General features: G+C 71.3%; 14 protein-coding genes. 9 read left to right on the forward strand and 5 right to left on the reverse strand.

The annotated features are described in order from the left end of the window. Positions 1-141 precede the first annotated feature (141 nt). A complete protein-coding gene (locus tag ABZS66_RS38880) occupies positions 142-1,227 on the forward strand; it encodes a PfkB family carbohydrate kinase (RefSeq protein WP_354766783.1) in 1,086 nt (361 codons plus the stop codon). On the opposite strand, the gene ABZS66_RS38885 is transcribed toward ABZS66_RS38880, so the two are convergent. From ABZS66_RS38885 to ABZS66_RS38905, 5 genes are all read right to left on the reverse strand, one after another. Then, positions 1,208-2,032, reverse strand: a complete 825-nt coding sequence (locus ABZS66_RS38885; protein WP_354766784.1) for a carbohydrate ABC transporter permease — start codon at positions 2,030-2,032, stop codon at positions 1,208-1,210. The two genes, ABZS66_RS38880 and ABZS66_RS38885, sit on opposite strands and share 20 nt — an antisense overlap. Beyond that, positions 2,032-2,961: a sugar ABC transporter permease gene (locus ABZS66_RS38890; protein ID WP_354766786.1), complete on the reverse strand. Its 930-nt coding sequence runs from the start codon at positions 2,959-2,961 to the stop codon at positions 2,032-2,034. Before ABZS66_RS38890 ends, ABZS66_RS38885 begins: the two co-directional genes overlap by 1 nt. Next, positions 2,958-4,262: an ABC transporter substrate-binding protein gene (locus ABZS66_RS38895; RefSeq protein WP_354766788.1), complete on the reverse strand. Its 1,305-nt coding sequence runs from the start codon at positions 4,260-4,262 to the stop codon at positions 2,958-2,960. Before ABZS66_RS38895 ends, ABZS66_RS38890 begins: the two co-directional genes overlap by 4 nt. 35 nt (positions 4,263-4,297) lie before the next feature. Further along, the gene (locus tag ABZS66_RS38900; RefSeq protein WP_354766790.1) at positions 4,298-5,188 is read right to left on the reverse strand and encodes a sugar isomerase; all 891 of its coding nucleotides are present in this window, start codon (positions 5,186-5,188) and stop codon (positions 4,298-4,300) included. A gap of 72 nt (positions 5,189-5,260) precedes the next feature. Beyond that, positions 5,261-6,556 (reverse strand): alpha-glucosidase/alpha-galactosidase, encoded by a 1,296-nt coding sequence (locus tag ABZS66_RS38905; protein WP_354766792.1) that lies wholly within the window; start codon positions 6,554-6,556, stop codon positions 5,261-5,263. 110 nt (positions 6,557-6,666) lie between these two features. Here ABZS66_RS38905 and ABZS66_RS38910 point away from each other — a divergent pair, with 110 nt between their 5' ends. The 8 genes from ABZS66_RS38910 (at position 6,667) to ABZS66_RS38945 (ending at position 17,141) form a co-directional block, all read left to right on the forward strand. After that, a complete protein-coding gene (locus tag ABZS66_RS38910; RefSeq protein ID WP_354766794.1) occupies positions 6,667-7,452 on the forward strand; it encodes a DeoR/GlpR family DNA-binding transcription regulator in 786 nt (261 codons plus the stop codon). Beyond that, the gene (locus ABZS66_RS38915) at positions 7,449-8,675 is read left to right on the forward strand and encodes a Gfo/Idh/MocA family oxidoreductase (protein WP_354766796.1); all 1,227 of its coding nucleotides are present in this window, start codon (positions 7,449-7,451) and stop codon (positions 8,673-8,675) included. The genes ABZS66_RS38910 and ABZS66_RS38915 overlap by 4 nt, the downstream gene beginning before the upstream one ends. Before the next feature lie 51 nt (positions 8,676-8,726). After that, entirely contained in the window at positions 8,727-9,713 is a 987-nt protein-coding gene (locus ABZS66_RS38920; RefSeq protein ID WP_354766798.1) for a LacI family DNA-binding transcriptional regulator, read from the forward strand. Positions 9,714-10,167: 454 nt separating this feature from the next. After that, positions 10,168-11,379: an extracellular solute-binding protein gene (locus ABZS66_RS38925; RefSeq protein WP_354766800.1), complete on the forward strand. Its 1,212-nt coding sequence runs from the start codon at positions 10,168-10,170 to the stop codon at positions 11,377-11,379. Next, positions 11,376-12,236, forward strand: coding sequence for a sugar ABC transporter permease (locus tag ABZS66_RS38930; RefSeq protein ID WP_354766802.1), 861 nt, complete (start codon positions 11,376-11,378; stop codon positions 12,234-12,236). The genes ABZS66_RS38925 and ABZS66_RS38930 overlap by 4 nt, the downstream gene beginning before the upstream one ends. 17 nt (positions 12,237-12,253) lie before the next feature. After that, positions 12,254-13,033, forward strand: a complete 780-nt coding sequence (locus ABZS66_RS38935; protein ID WP_354766804.1) for a carbohydrate ABC transporter permease — start codon at positions 12,254-12,256, stop codon at positions 13,031-13,033. An 8-nt stretch (positions 13,034-13,041) separates the two neighbouring features. Next, positions 13,042-15,003, forward strand: a complete 1,962-nt coding sequence (locus tag ABZS66_RS38940) for a TIM-barrel domain-containing protein (protein WP_354766806.1) — start codon at positions 13,042-13,044, stop codon at positions 15,001-15,003. Then, the gene (locus tag ABZS66_RS38945; RefSeq protein ID WP_354766808.1) at positions 15,000-17,141 is read left to right on the forward strand and encodes a hypothetical protein; all 2,142 of its coding nucleotides are present in this window, start codon (positions 15,000-15,002) and stop codon (positions 17,139-17,141) included. The genes ABZS66_RS38940 and ABZS66_RS38945 overlap by 4 nt, the downstream gene beginning before the upstream one ends. Positions 17,142-17,223 lie beyond the last annotated feature (82 nt).

The raw sequence follows: 17,223 nt of genomic DNA on the forward strand, positions 1-17,223 counted from the left end.
CATCGGAACTGATGCATCGGGCTCGCTGTATCGGCTGGGCTGCATCGACAGTGATGCATCAGCGCCGATGCATCGGTTTGGCTGCATTGGATGTGATGCATCAGATCTGATGCATCAAAAGTGATGTGGTGGAGGCGAGTCGTGCGGTTCGACGTGCTGGTGGTCGGTGACGCCAACCCGGATCTGGTGCTGCGGGGCGACGTACGGCCGCGGTTCGGGCAGGAGGAGCAGCTGCTGTCGGCCGCCGACCTGGTGCTCGGCGGTTCGGCCGCGATCACGGCGGCGGGGTGTGCGCGGCTCGGGTTGCGTACCGCGCTGCTCACCGTCACCGGGCCCGACATCTTCGGCGCGTTCGTGCGCGAACGGCTGGCCGAGCGGGGCGTCGAGGTGCTCCAGCCCGCGCCGACCGACACGCCGACGGGGCTGAGCGTGATCCTGTCCGCGCCGGACGACCGGTCGATCCTGACGCTGCCCGGCACGATCCCCGCGCTGCGGCCGGACGACGTGACCGACGAACTGCTCGCCTCTGCGCGGCACGTGCACGCGGCGTCGGTGTTCCTGCAGCCGGAGCTGCTGGCGGGGCTGGGCGGTGTGTTCGCGCGGGCGCGGGCGCGGGGGCGTACGACGTCGCTGGATACGAACTGGGACCCCGACGGGCGCTGGGACCGGGTGGTGCCGGTGCTCGCCCACACGGACGTCTTCCTGCCGAACACCGCCGAACTGCTCGCGGTCGCGGGCGGTCTCCTGCCGGGCCTGGAGCCGCTCGCGGGGGCCGGCGACGACACGGCCGAGCGGGCGGCGGCGCGGCTGGAGGCGAGCGGCGACACGGTCGGGCAGGCCGCAGAGCGGCTGGTGTCCGGTGGCGACACGGTCGAGCGGGCGGCGGCGCGGCTGGTGGCCGGCGGCACGACGGTGGTGCTCAAGGACGGCGCCCGCGGTGGCCGCGCCTGGTGGCCGGGCGGCGAGTGCGCGGCGCCCGGGCTTCCGGTCGACGTGGTCGACACGACCGGCGCGGGGGACAGCTTCAACGCGGGCTTCCTGGCCGCCCGCCTCCGCGGCCCCGCGGGCGTGGGGGCCGCAGAAGCCGCCGCCCAGATCGCCGCGGGTGGGACCGACCTTCCGACCGCCGTCGCCTGGGCGGCGGCGGCCGGGTCGTTGAGCACTCGGGCGGCCGGGGGTACGGCCGCCCAAGCCACTGTCGAGGAGATCATCCTTTCAGTCCGCTGAACGTCATCGTCGCGATGAAGCGTTTCTGGGCGACCAGGAACGCGACGATCAGCGGTACCGTCGCGACCACGTTGCCGGCCATCAACTGGGACCACTCGGTGCGCCGCATGCCCTGGAACGTCGCCAGGCCCACCTGCAGCGTGAACCGGCGGTCGTCGCTGATCGCCACCAGGGGCCACAGCAGGTCGTTCCAGCTGGACAGCAGCGTGAAGACGGCCAGGGTGGCCAACGCCGGGCGGGCCAGCGGGAGCACGATGCTCACGAACGTGCGCCAGACGCTCGCGCCGTCGATGCGGGCCGCCTCCTCCAGTTCGCCAGGGAGCGACAGGAAGAACTGGCGCATCAGGAAGATGCCGAACGCGGAGGCGAGCCACGGTACGAACGCCGCGGCCAGCGTGTCGACGATGCCCAGCCGGGCGAACATGAGGTACGTGGGAATCATGAGCAGCTGGATCGGGATCATCACCGTCGCCAGCACGGCCACGAACGCCACGCCCCGGCCGGCGAAGCGCAGGCGGGCGAAGCCGTAACCGGCCGCCGAGCACAGGATCAGGTGGGACGCGACCGAGATCGCCGAGACCAGGACCGTGTTGCCGAACCACAGCAGGATGTGCGACTCGGTGAACAGCGCGCGGTAGCCGTCGAGGTGCAGACCGCTCGGGATGAACTTCGGCGGGAAACGATTGATCTCGCGCGCGGTCATGAACGACGTGAGCACCATCTGCACGAGCGGCAGCACGAAGAGCAGCGCCAGCGGCATGAGCAGCAGGTGCCACGGGCTGAACGGCAGGAACCGGCGGCGCATCAGAACGCCTCCTCTCCGCTGCGGCGGGAGCGCCAGATGACCAGCGCGGTGAGCAGCAGGGTCACGGCGAACAGCAGGTACGCCACCGCCGCGCCGTAGCCCAGCCGCCGGGTCTGGAAGGCGAGCTCGTAGACGTAGTAGACGATCGTCTGGGTGCTGTTCATCGGCCCGCCGCGGGTCGTCGTGTAGATCAGGTCGAACAGCTGCAGGGCCGTGATGGTCTGCCAGACCGCGGTGAACAGGGTGACCGGTCGCAGCTGGGGCAGCGTCACGCTGCGGAAGATCCGCCAGCGGCTCGCGCCGTCGACCGTGGCCGCCTCGATCAGCTCGCGCGGCACGTCCTGCAGCGCCGCGAGGTACACGACCGACGTGAATCCCACCTCACCCCACAGGGCGATGACACAGACCACGATCATGGCCTGGGCCGGGTCCTCCAGGAACTGCTGGGGCGGCAGGCCGACCCGGCGCAGCACCTCGTTCACGCCGCCGAACTGCGGGTTGAACACGTAGCCGGCGAGGATCCCGGTGGACGCCGCGGACGCCACGTAGGGCACGAAGATGCACGTCCGGTAGAAGCCGATGAGCCGGATCTTCTGGTTCAGGGCGATCGCGATGACCATGCCGGCCGCGATCGACGACGGAACGAACAGTGCGGTGAGCAGCAGTGTGTGCTGCGCCGCCGCTATGAGGTCGGGATCCTGTGCGAGTCGCTCATAGTTGCGCCAGCCGATGTTCTCGGGCTCGGCGATGCCGTTCCATTTCGTGCGCGAGATGAAGAACGCCCACACCGCGGGGAACAGCGACAGCCCGACCACGATGAGCGTGGCCGGCCCGGCGAACGCCCACCCGGTCAGGGTCCCGCGGAGCCCCGGCCCCCGCCGGCGCCCGGTCAGCCCGGCGCCGGCGGGGACCGCGAACGTCAGGGTCACGAGTCCTCCAGCACGCCGGCCGACTTCTTGGCCGCCTCGTCCAGCGCCTCCTTCGGCTTCGCGGCACCCTGCAGGACCTTCGCGATGGCGTCACCGACGTTGCGGGACATCTCCTCGTAGCCGGCCACGGTCGGGCGGGCCTGCCGCGCGTTGGCCAGGTTGTCGAAGAACTTCTGGCCGCCCGGGTACTCCTTGACGTAGGCGGCGAACTCGGGCGTGCCCTGCTCGGTGCTGCGCAGCGGGAGGTTGCCGATCGCGAGGTTCCACTTCGCGTCGGTCTCCTTGCTCGTCAGCCACTTGATGAAGTCGCGCGAGGCGCCGGCCCGGTTGGCGTCCTTGTGGTCGAACAGCACCCACAGGTCGGGGCCGGAGACAGTCTGGTGGTCGCCGTTGAAGCCGGGCAGCTGGGTCACGCCGTACTCGAGGCCGGCCTCCTGCAGCTCCAGCAGCGCCCACGGGCCGGACATGACCATGCCGACGTGGCCGTCGTTGAACAGCGGGAGGTACTTCTCGTCGGTCTGGTCGAGGTACATCGACTTGTCGTCGACCGCCATCGCCCGCAGCAGCTCCAGCGCCTCGACGCCCGCGTCGGAGTTGAAGGCCGGCTTCTTGCCGTCGAGGATCTTGCCGCCCTTCTGCCACAGCAGCGGCCAGAGGTGCCAGGTGGTGTCCTCGCTGCCGGACACCGAGTACGCGGTGCCGTAGATGTTCTGCGCCGGGTTCGTCAGCTTCTTGGCCGCCGCGCGGAAGTCGTCCCACGACCACTGGTCGGTCGGGTACGCCACGCCGGCCGCGTCGAACAGCGACTTGTTGTAGATGAGCGCGAGGTTGTCGACCAGCGCCGGGACGCCGATCACCTTGCCGTCGTAGGTGGCCGTGGCCCGGGCCGCCTCCGGGATCTCGTTCCAGCCGAACGACGGGTCCGAGACGTACGTCGCCAGGTTCTGGGTCTTGCCGCTGGTGGCGAGCTCGCCGGCCCAGCTGCCGTAGGCGTAGGAGATGTCGGGGTAGCTGCCGCCGGTGAACCCGGCGGAAAGCTTGGTGAGCAGGTCGTCGGTGGTGGAGGCGCCGGTCGAGGTCTTGATCGTGACGTTGGGATGGGCCTTCGTGTACTCGGCGGCGAGCTCCTCGGCGACCTTCTCGGCGTCCTCGGTCTGACCCGTCCACCAGGTGATCTCCACCTTGGCGGACGGGTCGTAGCCCGCGGCCGCGTCCTTTCCGTCGTCGTTGCTGCCGCCGCCGCTGCACGCGCCGAGCAACAGGGTCAGGCCGGCAACACCGGCAAGGATCCGTCGATGCATCGCTACACCTCTTTGTCAGCTGGGGGAACTGGACGTCAGGCGAGGACTACGGAGCGGGTGAGGAGGCGGGGAGTGTCGGGGTCGAGCCCGCGGTGCGCGGCCAGGGCGGTGGCGAAGCGCTGGGCGAGGACGAGCTGGGCGAGCGGGTCGAGGCTGTCCCGGTACGGCAGGGCCCCCGCTCCCCGGACGGTGTCGTCGAGCGACTCGGGCGTCGCCCCGAACGACCAGACCAGGCTCCGCGCACCGGCGACCGCGACCGGACCGTGCCGGTAGTCCATCGCCGGGTACGACTCCGACCAGGCCTGCGCCGCCTCACGCACCTTCAGCGCCGCCTCGTGCGCGAGCCCGACGGTCCACCCGGTACCCAGGAACACCAGGTGGTCGATCGCGGCCGGGTCGGCCGGCAGCGGCGCGTCCAGCGCGGCCCGGCCGTCGGCGACGAGATGGCCGAGGTCCTGGCCGAGCTCCGAAGCGAGCGCGGCCCGGAACATCGCCAGCAGCGTCGTCGGGAAGCGGGTCTGCACGACGCTGCGCTCGTCGGCGAAGTCGAGCAGCACCCGCGTGTCGGCGAGGTCGTCCACCGGCTCGCCGGTCACCGCGGTCACCGCCACCCGGTGCGTGCCGGCCGGCAGCTTCCGCAGCGCGTCGAGCACCTCGGTCGATGTGCCGGAGCGGGTGATCGCGATGACCCGGTCGTAGCGGCGGCGCGGCACGTACTCCGAGGCGCAGACGGCGTCGGTCTCGCCGAGCCCGGCCGCCTCACGCAGCTCGGCCAGGCTCTGCGCCATGAACCAGGAGGTGCCGCAGCCCAGCACGAGCGTCCGCTCGCCGGCGGCGCCGAGGGCCGCGCGGGCCTCGTCGGCCATCGCGACGCCTCGCTGCCACACCTCGGGCTGGCTGGCGATTTCGCGTGCAGTGTCGTTCATGAACGGACGTTATGCTCGTTCGTGTTCGTTTCACAACCCGCGACGCTCAAGTGAACATTCTGTGTTGCGCGCTTACGCCCGCAGCGCCTCCGGCAGCAACGAACCGTGCGCGGCGGTCAGCTCGTCGCACAGGTCCCAGATCTGCTCGACGGTGAGCGTGGCCGCGGTGTTCGGGTCGACCATCGCCGCCTGCCGGACCAGCCGCGGGTCGCCGTCGAGCGCCGCGCGCACCGTGAGCTCGCCGACGCTCACGAAGCCGCGGTTCACGGCCGCGCACTGCGGCGGCAGGTCGCCGACCGCCTCCGGCCGCACGCCCAGGCGGTCGACCACGCACGGCACCTCGACCGCGAAGCCGGCCGGCAGGTTGGTGATCAGGCCGCGGTTGGCCACGTTGGCGTGGATGCGGCGCAGCGTGCCGGTCTCCATGCTGTGGATGACCTGCGGCGCGTACTCCGTGGCGTCGCGGTGCAGGTCGAGCGGCTCCCCGGCGAGCACCGCGGCCCGGGTGGCCGCGTACTCGGCCAGGTTGCCCTCGCTGATCCGCACGTAGTCGCCCACGGGGATGCGCAGCCGCTCGATCTCGCTGTCGTGGTGGAGGTACCACGGCACGTACTCCGACGAGTGCTCGCTGGTCTCGGTCGGGAAGTAGCCGAGCCGGCGGTACATGTCCATCCGCACCCGGCGGCGCAGCTGCGGATCGGCCTCGATGGCCGCGTCGAGGCGCGGGTAGAGGCTCTCGCCGTTGTGCTCCCAGCGCAGCAGCCAGGCCTGGTGGTTGACCCCGGCCGCGCGGTAGTCGACCTCGTCGAGCGGCACGCCGAGCAGCTCGCACAGGTCGTGCACGGTCCAGAACACGGAGTGGCACAGGCCGACTGCGTTGAGGTCGGGCGCGACCGCCGCGAGGTACGCGATGTTCATCGCCATCGGGTTGGTGTAGTTGAGCAGCCACGCGTCGGGGCAGACCGCCCGCATGTCGGCGGCGATCCCGGCCAGCACGGGGAACGTCCGCAGCGCGCGGAAGATCCCGCCCACGCCGATGGTGTCGCCGATCGTCTGGCGCAGCCCGTACCGCGCCGGGATCTCGAAGTCGCGGACCGTCGCGGCGTGCATGCCGACCTGGATGGCGTTGATGACGTAGGTGGCGCCGTCGAGGGCGGCCCGCCGGTCGAGGCTCGCGGTGATCTTCGGGGCCGCGCCGAGCTGCTCGGCCGTGCGCCGGGCGATCGCCTCGGCGGTCTCCAGCCGTTCCGGGTCGATGTCGTGCAGGGCGAGCGTCACGCCCCGCAGCTCGTCGAAGGAGAGCAGGTCGGCGAGCAGCTCACGGGTGAACACCACGCTGCCCGCGCCGAGGAACGTGATCACAGTCATGCTCGGATTGTCGAGACGTCGAGCGCGAGTCCGCAAGCTCGCTGGCGTTTTCGCGCTCAAACGAACTATTCTGACTGCTCGTTTGAACACCCACGGGGATTGAGGAGTCCATGCCGCAGAGTTCTCTCCGCCGGGCCGACCGCGTGTCGGTCATCCTGGAGCGCGTCTCGAGGGAGGGCTCGGTCGACGCCGGCGCGCTCGCCGAGGAGTTCCAGGTCTCCCCGGCGACCATCCGCCGCGACCTGCAGATGCTGGAAGACCAGAAGCTGCTCGCCCGCACGCACGGCGGGGCCACGGCGGTCGACGTAGCATACGAGCTTCCGGTGCGGTACCGCGTCGGTCACCGCCGCGAGGAGAAGGCGCTCATCGCCAAGCGCGCGGCCGAGTTGCTGCCGTACGGCCCGCTGACCCTCGGCCTGAGTGGCGGCACCACCACCCACATGCTGGCCAGACTCCTCGCCGAGCGGGTCGACCTCACCGTGGTGACCAACGCACTGAACATCGCCGCGGAGCTCGCGCTTCGCCCACGGCTGAAGCTGATCATGACCGGCGGGGTGTCGCGAACCCAGTCGTACGAGCTGGTCGGCCCGATCGCCGAGCAGGCCCTCGCCGGGCTCAACATGGAGATCGCCGTCGTCGGCGTCGACGGCATCAGCGCGCAGGGCGGCCTCACCACACACGACGAGATCGAGGCGCACACCGATGCGGCGATGATCCACCGGGCGGACAAGGTCATGGTGGTCGCCGACGGCTCGAAGGTGGGCCGCAAATGCCTGGCCCGCATCTGCGGGCTCAACGACGCCAAGGTCCTGCTGGTCACCGACGACAGCGCGAATCCGGCCGAAGTGCTGAACATCCAGCGTGCCGGCACGGACGTCGTGGTGGTGCGCTCGTGAGGCCGCGGCTGATCGTCGTCGGCGCGGGCCAGCGCGGCCTCGGCTACGCAAGGCACGCCGCCCGGTCCGGCGCGGCCGACGTGGTCGCGGTCGCGGAGCCCGACCCCGCGCGCCGGGAGTCGTTCGTCCGCGAGTTCGGCATCGCCCCCGAACTGGCCTTCGACGATTTCACCCGGCTGCGCGACGTCGACCGGGTCGCCGACGCCGCCGTCGTCGCGACCCAGGACCACCTGCACGTCGAGCCGGCGGTCCTGCTCGCCGAGCGGGGCTACCACCTGCTGCTGGAGAAGCCGATCGCGCCGACCGACGCCGACGCGAGCCGGATCGTGGCGGCGATCGAGGCTTCCGGTGTACTGGCGGCGGTGTGCCACGTGCTGCGGTACACCCCCTACACCGACGCCGTGAAAGCGGTGCTCGACGACGGCCGTCTGGGCCGGCTGGTGAGCATCCAGCACCTGGAGCCGGTCGGCTGGTGGCACCAGGCGCACTCGTTCGTGCGCGGCAACTGGCGCTCGACGGCCGAGTCGTCGCCGATGCTGCTCGCGAAGGCGTGTCACGACATCGACTGGCTGCTCTACGTCAGCGGGCAGCCGGTGCGCCGGGTGAGCTCGTTCGGCGGCCTCGCGCACTTCCGGGCCGACCAGCGCCCGGCCGGCGCCGCCGACCGCTGCCTCGACTGCGGGATCGAGCCGAGCTGTCCCTATTCGGCTCCCAGGTTGTACCTCGGGCGCGACCGCACGTCGTGGCCGGTGACCGTGGTGAGCGGCGACCCGAGCGACGACGCGATCCGCGCGGCGCTGCGCACCGGCCCGTACGGCCGCTGCGTCTACGCCTGCGACAACGACGTCGTCGACCACCAGGTGGTGTCGCTGGAGCTGGCCGACGGCGCGACGATCGCGTTCACCATGACAGCGTTCGCCCCGGCCGAGCACCGCAAGACCCGGCTGTTCGGCACCCACGGCTACCTGGAGGGCGACGGCAACCGCCTGCGGGTCGTCGACTTCCGCACCGGCGCCGAGGAGGCGATCGACGTCGCCGGTTCGGCCGCGGCGGGCCACGCCGACGGCGACGACGCGCTGGTGGAGGCGTTCATGGCGGCGGTGGCCACCGGCGACGCGACCCGGCTGCGGTCCGACCCGGCCACCAGCCTGGCCGGCCACCGCGTGGTCTGGGCGGCCGAGGAGGCCCGGCTGACCGGCACCGTCGTCACCATGGGGTTGTGACAGGCGCATAGCGGTGCTACGGTCCCGCTTGTCGAATCAGTTCGAAAGGCGGTGACCGAAGTGGCGGTGACGATCGCCGACGTGGCCAAGCACGCGGGCGTCTCGCGCAGCACGGTGTCGTACGTGCTGAGCGGCAACCGCTCGATCTCCGCCGAGACCATCGCCAAGGTCGAGCGGAGCATCGAGGAGCTGCAGTTCCGCCCGCACGCCGGGGCCCGGTCGATCCGCACCCGGCGCACCGGCGTGATCGCGATGGCGCTGCCGCTCGTGCACGGCCCGCACAACCAGGTGCAGATGCCGTACGTGTGGGCGGCCCTGACCGCGGCCCAGGACGCGGGGCTGAAGCTGCTCATGCTCACCGACGACGACGGCACCACGGCGATCCGCGACGCGGTCGGCACGGCACTCGTCGACGGCGTGATGCTCATGGAGGTGCAGCAGAAGGACCCGCGGGCCAAGCTGCTCCGGTCGCTGAAGTGTCCGGCGGTGCTGGTCGGCACCCCCGACAACCCGCACGGGCTACCGTATGTCGACTTCGACTTCGCCGCGTGCGGCCGGATCTGCGCCGAGCACCTGCTCGAGCAGGGCCACACGCACGTAGGCTTCCTCGGCCAGCCGGCCGACACCTACCAGCGCGGCGTCGCGTACGCCGCCCACGCCCGCGACGGCGCCCTCAATGCCCTGGCCGAGCAGGGCGCACAGGCGACCTGGGCGGCCTGCGAGCCCTCGGCCGGTGGCGTGGTCGGCGCGCTCACCGACCTGCTGGATCGCGACCCGTCGATCACGGGCCTCATCGTGTACAACGAGTGGGCCCTGCCCCTCGTCGTAGACCGCCTCACCGGCATGGGCCGCGGCGACCTGACCGTCATCGCGATCTGCCCCGACGACGCCGTGGACCGGCTGTCCCGGCCGATCACGTCGGTCGCGCTGCCGGTCGAGGAGCTGGCCCGGATCTCGGTCCAGCGGCTGGCCGGCCTGATCAACGGCGAGGCCCAGCCCTCGGTCACCATGCTCGCCCCGGTCCTCAAGGTCCGCTGACCCCGCCCTTGTCCGAACCACCGCACATCTGACGGCCCGATCCCGAGCCGTCCGCACTCCGGCCCACGCACCGCACACCCCACGCCGCACCAGGCCGCGTCGCCGACCTTGGAATCGTGGTCATGTCTTTATAGCGCTATTTCCGACAAATCCGGGACCACAACTCCAAGATCCCGGAGCAAGCACGCCGCCGCCATTGTCCGCCGCCGGAACCCCCAGCCCGGTTCCACCGACCGCCCGCGCGCTCGAACCGCCCGCACCTCAACCAGCCCGCCGCACCTCAACCGGCCCACGGCACCCAGCCGGAGCCGCGCACAACCCGTCCCACCCTCGGCCCGCGCCGCCCACACCCCCGAGCCGCGCGGTCTGGATCCCGACCTCCGCACCCCACCCAAAACCACCCGCGCAGTCCGCCGATTGTCGAATCAGTTCGAAAGGCATTGACATGGTTCACGTGAAACGTCGCGCGCTCGCCGCCGCCCTCACTGCCGCCGCCCTCGCCCTCTCCGCCTGCGGTGACGGGGCGGGCGGTGGCGGCGGTACCGGAGACTCCGACACCCTCACCGAGATCGACTACTACGAGGCCGCACCGCAGAACACCCAGCTGCCCAAGCTCCTCGACGCCTGCGGCGCCGAGGCCGGGGTCAAGGTCCAGCACCAGCAGGTCCCCCGCGCCCAGTTCATGCCCAAGCTGCTCCAGCAGGCGTCGGCCAAGGCGGTACCGGATCTCGCCCTCATCGACAACCCCGACCTGCCGCAGCTGGCCGCCACCGGCGGCCTGGTCCCGCTGACCGGCCTGAGCACCGAGGGCCTGTACCCGTCGATCGTCAACGCCGGGCAGTACCAGGGCCAGACCTACGGCATCGCGCCCGGCGTCAACGGCCTCGCGCTGTACTACAACGAAACCCTCTTCCAGCAGGCCGGCCTCAACCCGCCGAAGACCTGGGACGAGCTGACGGCCGCGGCCAAGCGGCTCACCCAGGGCACCAAGTACGGCATCGCGTTCTCGGCGGTCGGCACCGAGGAGGGCAGCTTCCAGTTCGAGCCGTTCTTCTGGACCGCCGGCGCCAGCCTCAAGCAGCTCGACTCGCCCGAGGCGATCAAGGCGCTGACCCTGTGGAAGGACCTGGTCGACGCCAAGGCCGCGTCCAAGTCGGTCGTCACGTGGACCCAGGCCGACGTCAACGACCAGTTCATGGCCGGCAACGCGGCGATGATGGTCAACGGCCCGTGGCAGCTGCCGACGCTCAACAAGAAGACCGACCTCAAGTTCGGCATCGTCCCGATCCCGATTCCGAACGCGAGCGCCAAGCCGGTGACGCCGCTCGGCGGTGAGGTGTGGACGGTCGGCAAGAGCAACCCGGAGCGCGAGAAGAAGGCCCTCGCCGTGCTCAAGTGCCTGCTCAGCCAGGAGAAGAGCCTGGAGTGGTCGACGAACGCCGGCTACATCCCGAGCAACCAGGCCGCCGCCCAGCAGCTCGCGACGACGAACCCGCAGCTCAAGGCGTTCGTCGAGGAGGTCGCCACGGCGCAGGCGCGCACGGCCGAGCTCGGCACCGCGTATCCGAAGGTGAGCGAGGCCCTGTTCAACGCCATCCAGGCCTGCCTGGCCGGCGGCAAGTCCCCCGAAGAGGCGCTGAAGGCAGCCCAGGCCGCCGCGAAATGAAGCGTCTGATCTTCGTCCTGCCGGTGTGGGTCTACGTGGTCGCGTTCTACGCCTATCCGCTCGTCACGAACGTGCGGATGGGGTTCCTCGACTACACGGTCTCGTCGTTCTACACCGGGGTCGCGCCGTTCGTCGGGCTGCGGAACTACCGCGAGGTGTTCCACAGCCCGGCGTTCGCCGGCACCGTCGCCAACACGCTGCTGTTCACCGCCGGCTCGCTGCTGTTCCAGTTCGGCAGCGGCCTCGCGCTCGCGGTGTTCTTCCAGAAGAAGTTCCCGCTCAATGGTGTACTGCGGGCGCTGCTGCTCGTCCCGTGGCTGCTGCCGCTGGTCGTCTCCGGCACCGCCTGGCGCTGGATCCTGGAGACCGACTCCGGGGTGCTCAACCAGACCCTGCTCCAGCTGCACCTCGTCGACCAGCCCGTGCCCTGGCTGGCCAGCACCGAGTGGTCGCTGATCGCGGTCACGCTGGTGAACATCTGGGTCGGGATCCCGTTCAACACGGTGATCCTGTACGGCGGGCTGCAGTCCATCCCCGGCCACCTCTACGAGGCCGCCGAGCTGGACGGCGCCGGCGCCTGGCAGCGGTTCCGCCGGATCACGCTGCCGCTCCTGCGCCCGGTCACCGCCGTGGTGCTCACGCTCGGCCTGATCTACACGCTGAAGGTCTTCGACGTGATCATGGTGCTCACGCAGGGCGGGCCGGCCGACTCGTCGCAAACGCTCACCACGTACGCGTACGACCTGTCGTTTCAGCAGCTCGCGTTCGGGCACGGCGCGGCGGTGGGCAACGTCCTGATCGTCGTCGCGGTCGTGTTCGCCGCGTTCTATCTGCGCACCGAGCGGCGGTCCGGATGAGAAGAACCGTCGCCGGCGTGACACTGATCGCGATCATGCTCTTCCCGCTGTACTGGATGCTGAACGCCTCGCTGCTGCCCTCGACCGAGCTGGTCCGCGCCACGCCGACCTGGCTGCCGATCCACGGCACCCTCGACGGCTACCGCAACGCCCTGTCGAGCCAGGGCGGGCACCTGTTGACCAGCCTGTACATCGCGCTCGGCACGGTGGCGGTCACCCTGCTCATCGCCGTGCCCGCCGCCTACGGCCTCGCCCAGCTCGACGCGCCGGGCCGGCGGACGCTGCTGTTCGCCCTGCTCGTCGCCCAGATGATCCCGGGCATCGTGATGGCGAACGCGTTCTACGTGGCCGCCAACCGGCTGTACCTGCTCAACTCGCCGCTCGGGCTGATCCTCGCCGACTCCACGCTGTGCGTGCCGTTCGCGGTGCTCATCCTGCACGCGTTCATGCGCACGGTACCGGCGGAGATCCGTGAGGCGGCGGCGCTCGACGGCGCGTCGCACCTGCGCACGCTCGTCGCCGTCATCCTGCCGGTGAGCCGCAACGCGGTCATCACGGCGAGCCTCTTCTCGTTCCTGTTCACCTGGGCCGACTTCCTGTTCGCGGTCACGCTCACGACCCGCGACGAGTTCGCCCCGATCACCGTCGGCATCTACCGGTTCATCGGCGCGCACATGAGCGACTGGAACAGCGTGATGGCCACCGGGGTCATCGCGTCGGTGCCCGTCGCCGTGCTGCTCGTCGTCGCGCAGCGCTACGTCGCCGCCGGCATCACCTCCGGCAGCGTCAAGGACTAGGAGCACAGTTGACCAACCGACTCGTCCACCGGCAGGGCCACCAGATCCTCGTCGTCGAACCCTGGGGCGAGGACAGCGTCCGGGTCCGCGCCGGCCGGCACGCCATCCGCGACGACCTGCCCGGCGCGCTGCTACCACCCACGGCTGTGGACGCGGTCGTGGAGCACACCACGCTGGTCAACGGCCGTCTGACGGTGACCGTCGACGACGGCCTGCTCAGAGCCACCCGCACCGACACGGGCGAGGAGCTGCTGCGTGAGGAACCGGCCCACTTCTGGTGGCCCGGTCCGCGCCACTTCCAGGCCTTCGGCGACGGGACGTACCGGATCGAGCAGCGCTTCGCCGCCCACGACGGCGAGCGGATCCACGGCCTCGGCCAGCACGGGCACGGCCGCTTCGACCAGAAGGGCATGGTGCTGGAGCTCCAGCAGCGCAACGGCGAGGTGACCATCCCGTTCGCGGTCTCCAGCCGCGGCTACGGCCTGCTGTGGAACAGCCCCGCCGTCGGCCGGGTCGAGTTCGCGGTCAACGGCACCCGCTGGGTCGCCGACCGTGCGCGCCAGCTCGACTACTGGCTCACCACGGGCGACGGCCCGGGCGACGTCCTGCGCCACTACGCCCAGGCGACCGGCCCTGCGCCGCGCCTGCCGAGCTGGGCCTCCGGCTTCTGGCAGAGCAAGCTGCGCTACCGCAACCAGGAGGAGCTGCTCGCCGTCGCCGCCGAGCACGCCCGGCGCGGCCTGCCGCTGTCCGTCATCGTCGTCGACTACCTGCACTGGCGCCACCTCGGCGACTGGGACTGGAACCCCGACGACTGGCCGGACCCGCGCGCGATGGCCAAGACCCTGCGGGAGAACGGCGTCGAACTGGCGGTGTCGGTCTGGCCGTCGGTCAGCCCGCTCTCGCCCAACCACGCGCACATGCGCGACGCCGGGATGCTCGTCGCGACCGAGGCCGGCGCGCCGGCTCACGCCGAGTGGCCGGACCTGCCCGGCGACGACGCTGCCGTCGGCGTCGCGTTCTACGACGCCACCGACGCAAGAGCGCGCGACTTCCTGTGGGAGCGCCTGCACGACAACTACTACCGTGCGGGCATCCGCGCGTTCTGGCTCGACGCGTGCGAGCCGGAGATGCGCCCCGGCCATCCGCACAACCTCAGCTATGCGGCCGGACCGGGCAGCGAGGTCGCCAACCTGTACCCCCGCGAGCACGCCCGCGGCGTCTTCGAGCATCTTCGCGCACAGGGCGAGACCGAGGTGCTGTCGCTGGTGCGCTCGGCGTGGGCGGGCTCGCAGCGGTACGGCGCGGCGCTGTGGTCCGGCGACATCCCGGCCACCTTCGACGCGCTGGCCGGCTCGGTGCGGGCCGGGCTCAACGTCGCGCTGAGCGGCCTGCCCTGGTGGACGACCGACATCGGCGGCTTCCACGGCGGCGACCCCGACGACCCGGCGTTCCGCGAGCTGGTCGTGCGCTGGTTCCAGTTCGGCGCGTTCTGCCCGCTGTTCCGGCTGCACGGCCACCGCGAGCCGCGCACCGGACGGGCCGGCGTCGGCGTGGCCGGCGGCCCGAACGAGGTCTGGTCGTTCGGCCCCGACGCCTACGCGGCGATCACCGCGGTCATGCGGCTGCGCGAACGCCTCCGCCCGTACCTGCACGAGCAGCTCGAAACGAGCGAGACGAGCGGTCTGCCGCTCATGCGCCCACTGCTGCTGGAGTTCCCCGGCGACCCGGCCGCCTGGGACGCCGACGACGAGTTCCTGTTCGGCCGCGACCTGCTGGTCGCTCCGGTACTCCACCAGGGCGCCCGATCCCGGACGGTCTACCTGCCGGAAGGCGCGGCCTGGACCCACACCGATTCCGGCACCACGTACGAAGGCGGCACCCGCGTCACCGTCGACGCGCCGCTGGACAAGGTCCCGCTGTTCCTGCGGGACGACGCCCTACTCCCGATCGCAGAACCGGAGGAATGATGCATCGCGCAGCCCCGCCAGGCCGCCTGCTCATGGCCGCACTGCTCGCCGCCGGCGCCCTCGTCGCGCTGGCCCCCACCCCCGCATCCGCCGCCGACACCACGGTGACGGTCAACCTCGCACAGCGGGGCAAGGTCCCGACGAGGGCCGGCGCCGGCTTTCTGTACGGGCTGTCCCAGGACGGCGCCGGCCCCGCCGACAGCCTGCTCCAGCCGCTGCGCCCCACGCTGTTCCGCGGCGGCGGGGCCCGCATCGCCGGCCACGGCTGGATCGGCGACGGCTACGCCGCCGGCAGCGGCTACCAGGTGCGGCTGAACTCGGCGGTCGCCCAGGCCCGCCGGGTGACGGCCGCGCCCTACAACGCCACCTACCACCTGCTCGTCTCCGACGTCTGGGGCGCCGACACCGAGCAGCCGGCGAACACCGTCTACCCGTGCGACAACGGCGACTGCACGAACTGGCGCTCGTTCATCACCCGGCTCGTCACGGACGTGAAGGCTTCGGGCGTTCCCGCGCGGTACGACATCTGGAACGAACCCGACGGCACCGGATTCTGGCCGCGCGGGGTCAACAGCGCGCAGTACTACCAGATGTGGAACACGGCGGTGACCGAGATCCGCCGGCTCGACCCGCAGGCGGTGATCGTCGGGCCGTCGTACTCCGGCTACAACCACGGCTGGCTCGACGCCTGGGTCGCGCGCACGAAGGCCGACGGCATCCTGCCGAACGTGCTGAACTGGCACTTCGGCATCGACCCGGCGGCCGACGCGGCCGACGCGAAGGCCATCCTGACCGCCCGCGGGGTCGCGCAGCTGCCGCTCACCATCGACGAGTATCTCTTCTCGCAGCAGCAGCACCCGGGGTACCTCGCCTGGTTCCTCGACCGGCTGGCGGTCTCCGACGTCTCGGCCGCCGCCCACGCGATCTGGTCGGACTGCTGCGTCGCCGGCACGCTGGACTCGGTGCTGTGGAACGGACAGCCGACCGGCCAGTGGTGGGTGTACCGCGCGTACGCGCAGATGACCGGCAACGTCGTTTCGACCACGAACGGCAACGGCATGGCCGTCGCCGCGACGATCGACCCGGCGGCCGGCCGGGCGGTCGCGCTGCTCGGCAACCAGAACGGGCAGACGGGCACCACGACCGTCGCGTTCACCGGCGTGACCGACTTCGTCAGCAACGGCCGGGTCCGGGTGACCGTGCAGCGCATCCCGAACCAGTCGCCGCTGCCCGGCCCGATCGTCGTGTCCAGCGCCGACCTGCCGGTGACGAACGGCGCGCTCAACGTGCCGGTCACCGTCCAGTCCGGCACCGACGCCTACACGGTCACGCTCGGCGCCCCGCTCGACGCCGGCGAGCAGGGCGGCCCGCTGGTCATCGACGCGAACAGCCCCGACTTCACCTACGGCGCGAACTGGGGCCTGACCACCGGCGTGCCCGACATGTACGCGGGCACCGCGAACTGGAGCTTCGTGAGCGGCGCGACCGCCACCTTCCGGTTCACCGGCACGCAGGTCGCGCTGCGCGCCGTCCGCGACGTCGACCAGGGCCGCATGACGGTCGCCGTCGACGGCGGCACACCGACCACAGTGGACAACTACGCGCCGGCCCGCAACGCGTCCGGCGTGGTGTGGACCAGCCCGGTGCTGCCGAACGGTGCGCACACGCTCACGATCGTCAACACCGGTCAGCGCAACCCGTCCAGCAGCGGCACGAACATCGCCCTCGACCGGGCCGACGTCACCCGCGCGGCCGTCCAGACGGTCGACGGCACGGGACCCGGATTCGCCTACGGCGCCAACTGGGGCCTGACGACCGGCGTCCCCGACATGTACGGCGGCACGGCCAACTGGAGCTTCACCGCGGGCGCCACGGCGACGTTCACGTTCACCGGCACGCGCGTGGCGCTGCACGCGGTGCGCGACGTCGACCAGCAGATCATGGCCCTGTCGGTGGACGGCGGCGCCGAGGTCCTGGTCGACAACTACGCCGCGAGCCGCAACGCGTCGGGCGTGGTGTGGACCAGCCCGGCGCTGGCGGGTGCACAGCACACACTGCGCATCCGGGTCACCGGCACCAAGAACGCCGCCGGCTCCGGCTGGAACGTGGCGATCGACAGCGCCGACGTCACCCCGTAAACCCCTACGGCCGGGGACGCCGGGAAGTCGGCGGCCCCCGCGCGGGCCCCGCCAAAACCCACACAGATCGCGCGGAACCCCA

Origin of the sequence: Dactylosporangium sp. NPDC005572, assembly GCF_040605515.1 — a bacterium.
Taxonomy (GTDB): domain Bacteria; phylum Actinomycetota; class Actinomycetes; order Mycobacteriales; family Micromonosporaceae; genus Dactylosporangium.

Bases quoted from the DNA above. Each gene is read 5' to 3' on its own strand.
- ABZS66_RS38885 (WP_354766784.1), bottom strand. From the start codon at position 2,032: ATGCGCCGCCGGTTCCTGCCGTTCAGCCCGTGGCACCTGCTGCTCATG.
- ABZS66_RS38895 (WP_354766788.1), bottom strand. From the start codon at position 4,262: ATGCATCGACGGATCCTTGCCGGTGTTGCCGGCCTGACCCTGTTGCTC.
- ABZS66_RS38900 (WP_354766790.1), bottom strand. From the start codon at position 5,188: ATGAACGACACTGCACGCGAAATCGCCAGCCAGCCCGAGGTGTGGCAG.
- ABZS66_RS38905 (WP_354766792.1), bottom strand. From the start codon at position 6,556: ATGACTGTGATCACGTTCCTCGGCGCGGGCAGCGTGGTGTTCACCCGT.
- ABZS66_RS38910 (WP_354766794.1), top strand. From the start codon at position 6,667: ATGCCGCAGAGTTCTCTCCGCCGGGCCGACCGCGTGTCGGTCATCCTG.
- ABZS66_RS38930 (WP_354766802.1), top strand. From the start codon at position 11,376: ATGAAGCGTCTGATCTTCGTCCTGCCGGTGTGGGTCTACGTGGTCGCG.
- ABZS66_RS38945 (WP_354766808.1), top strand. From the start codon at position 15,000: ATGATGCATCGCGCAGCCCCGCCAGGCCGCCTGCTCATGGCCGCACTG.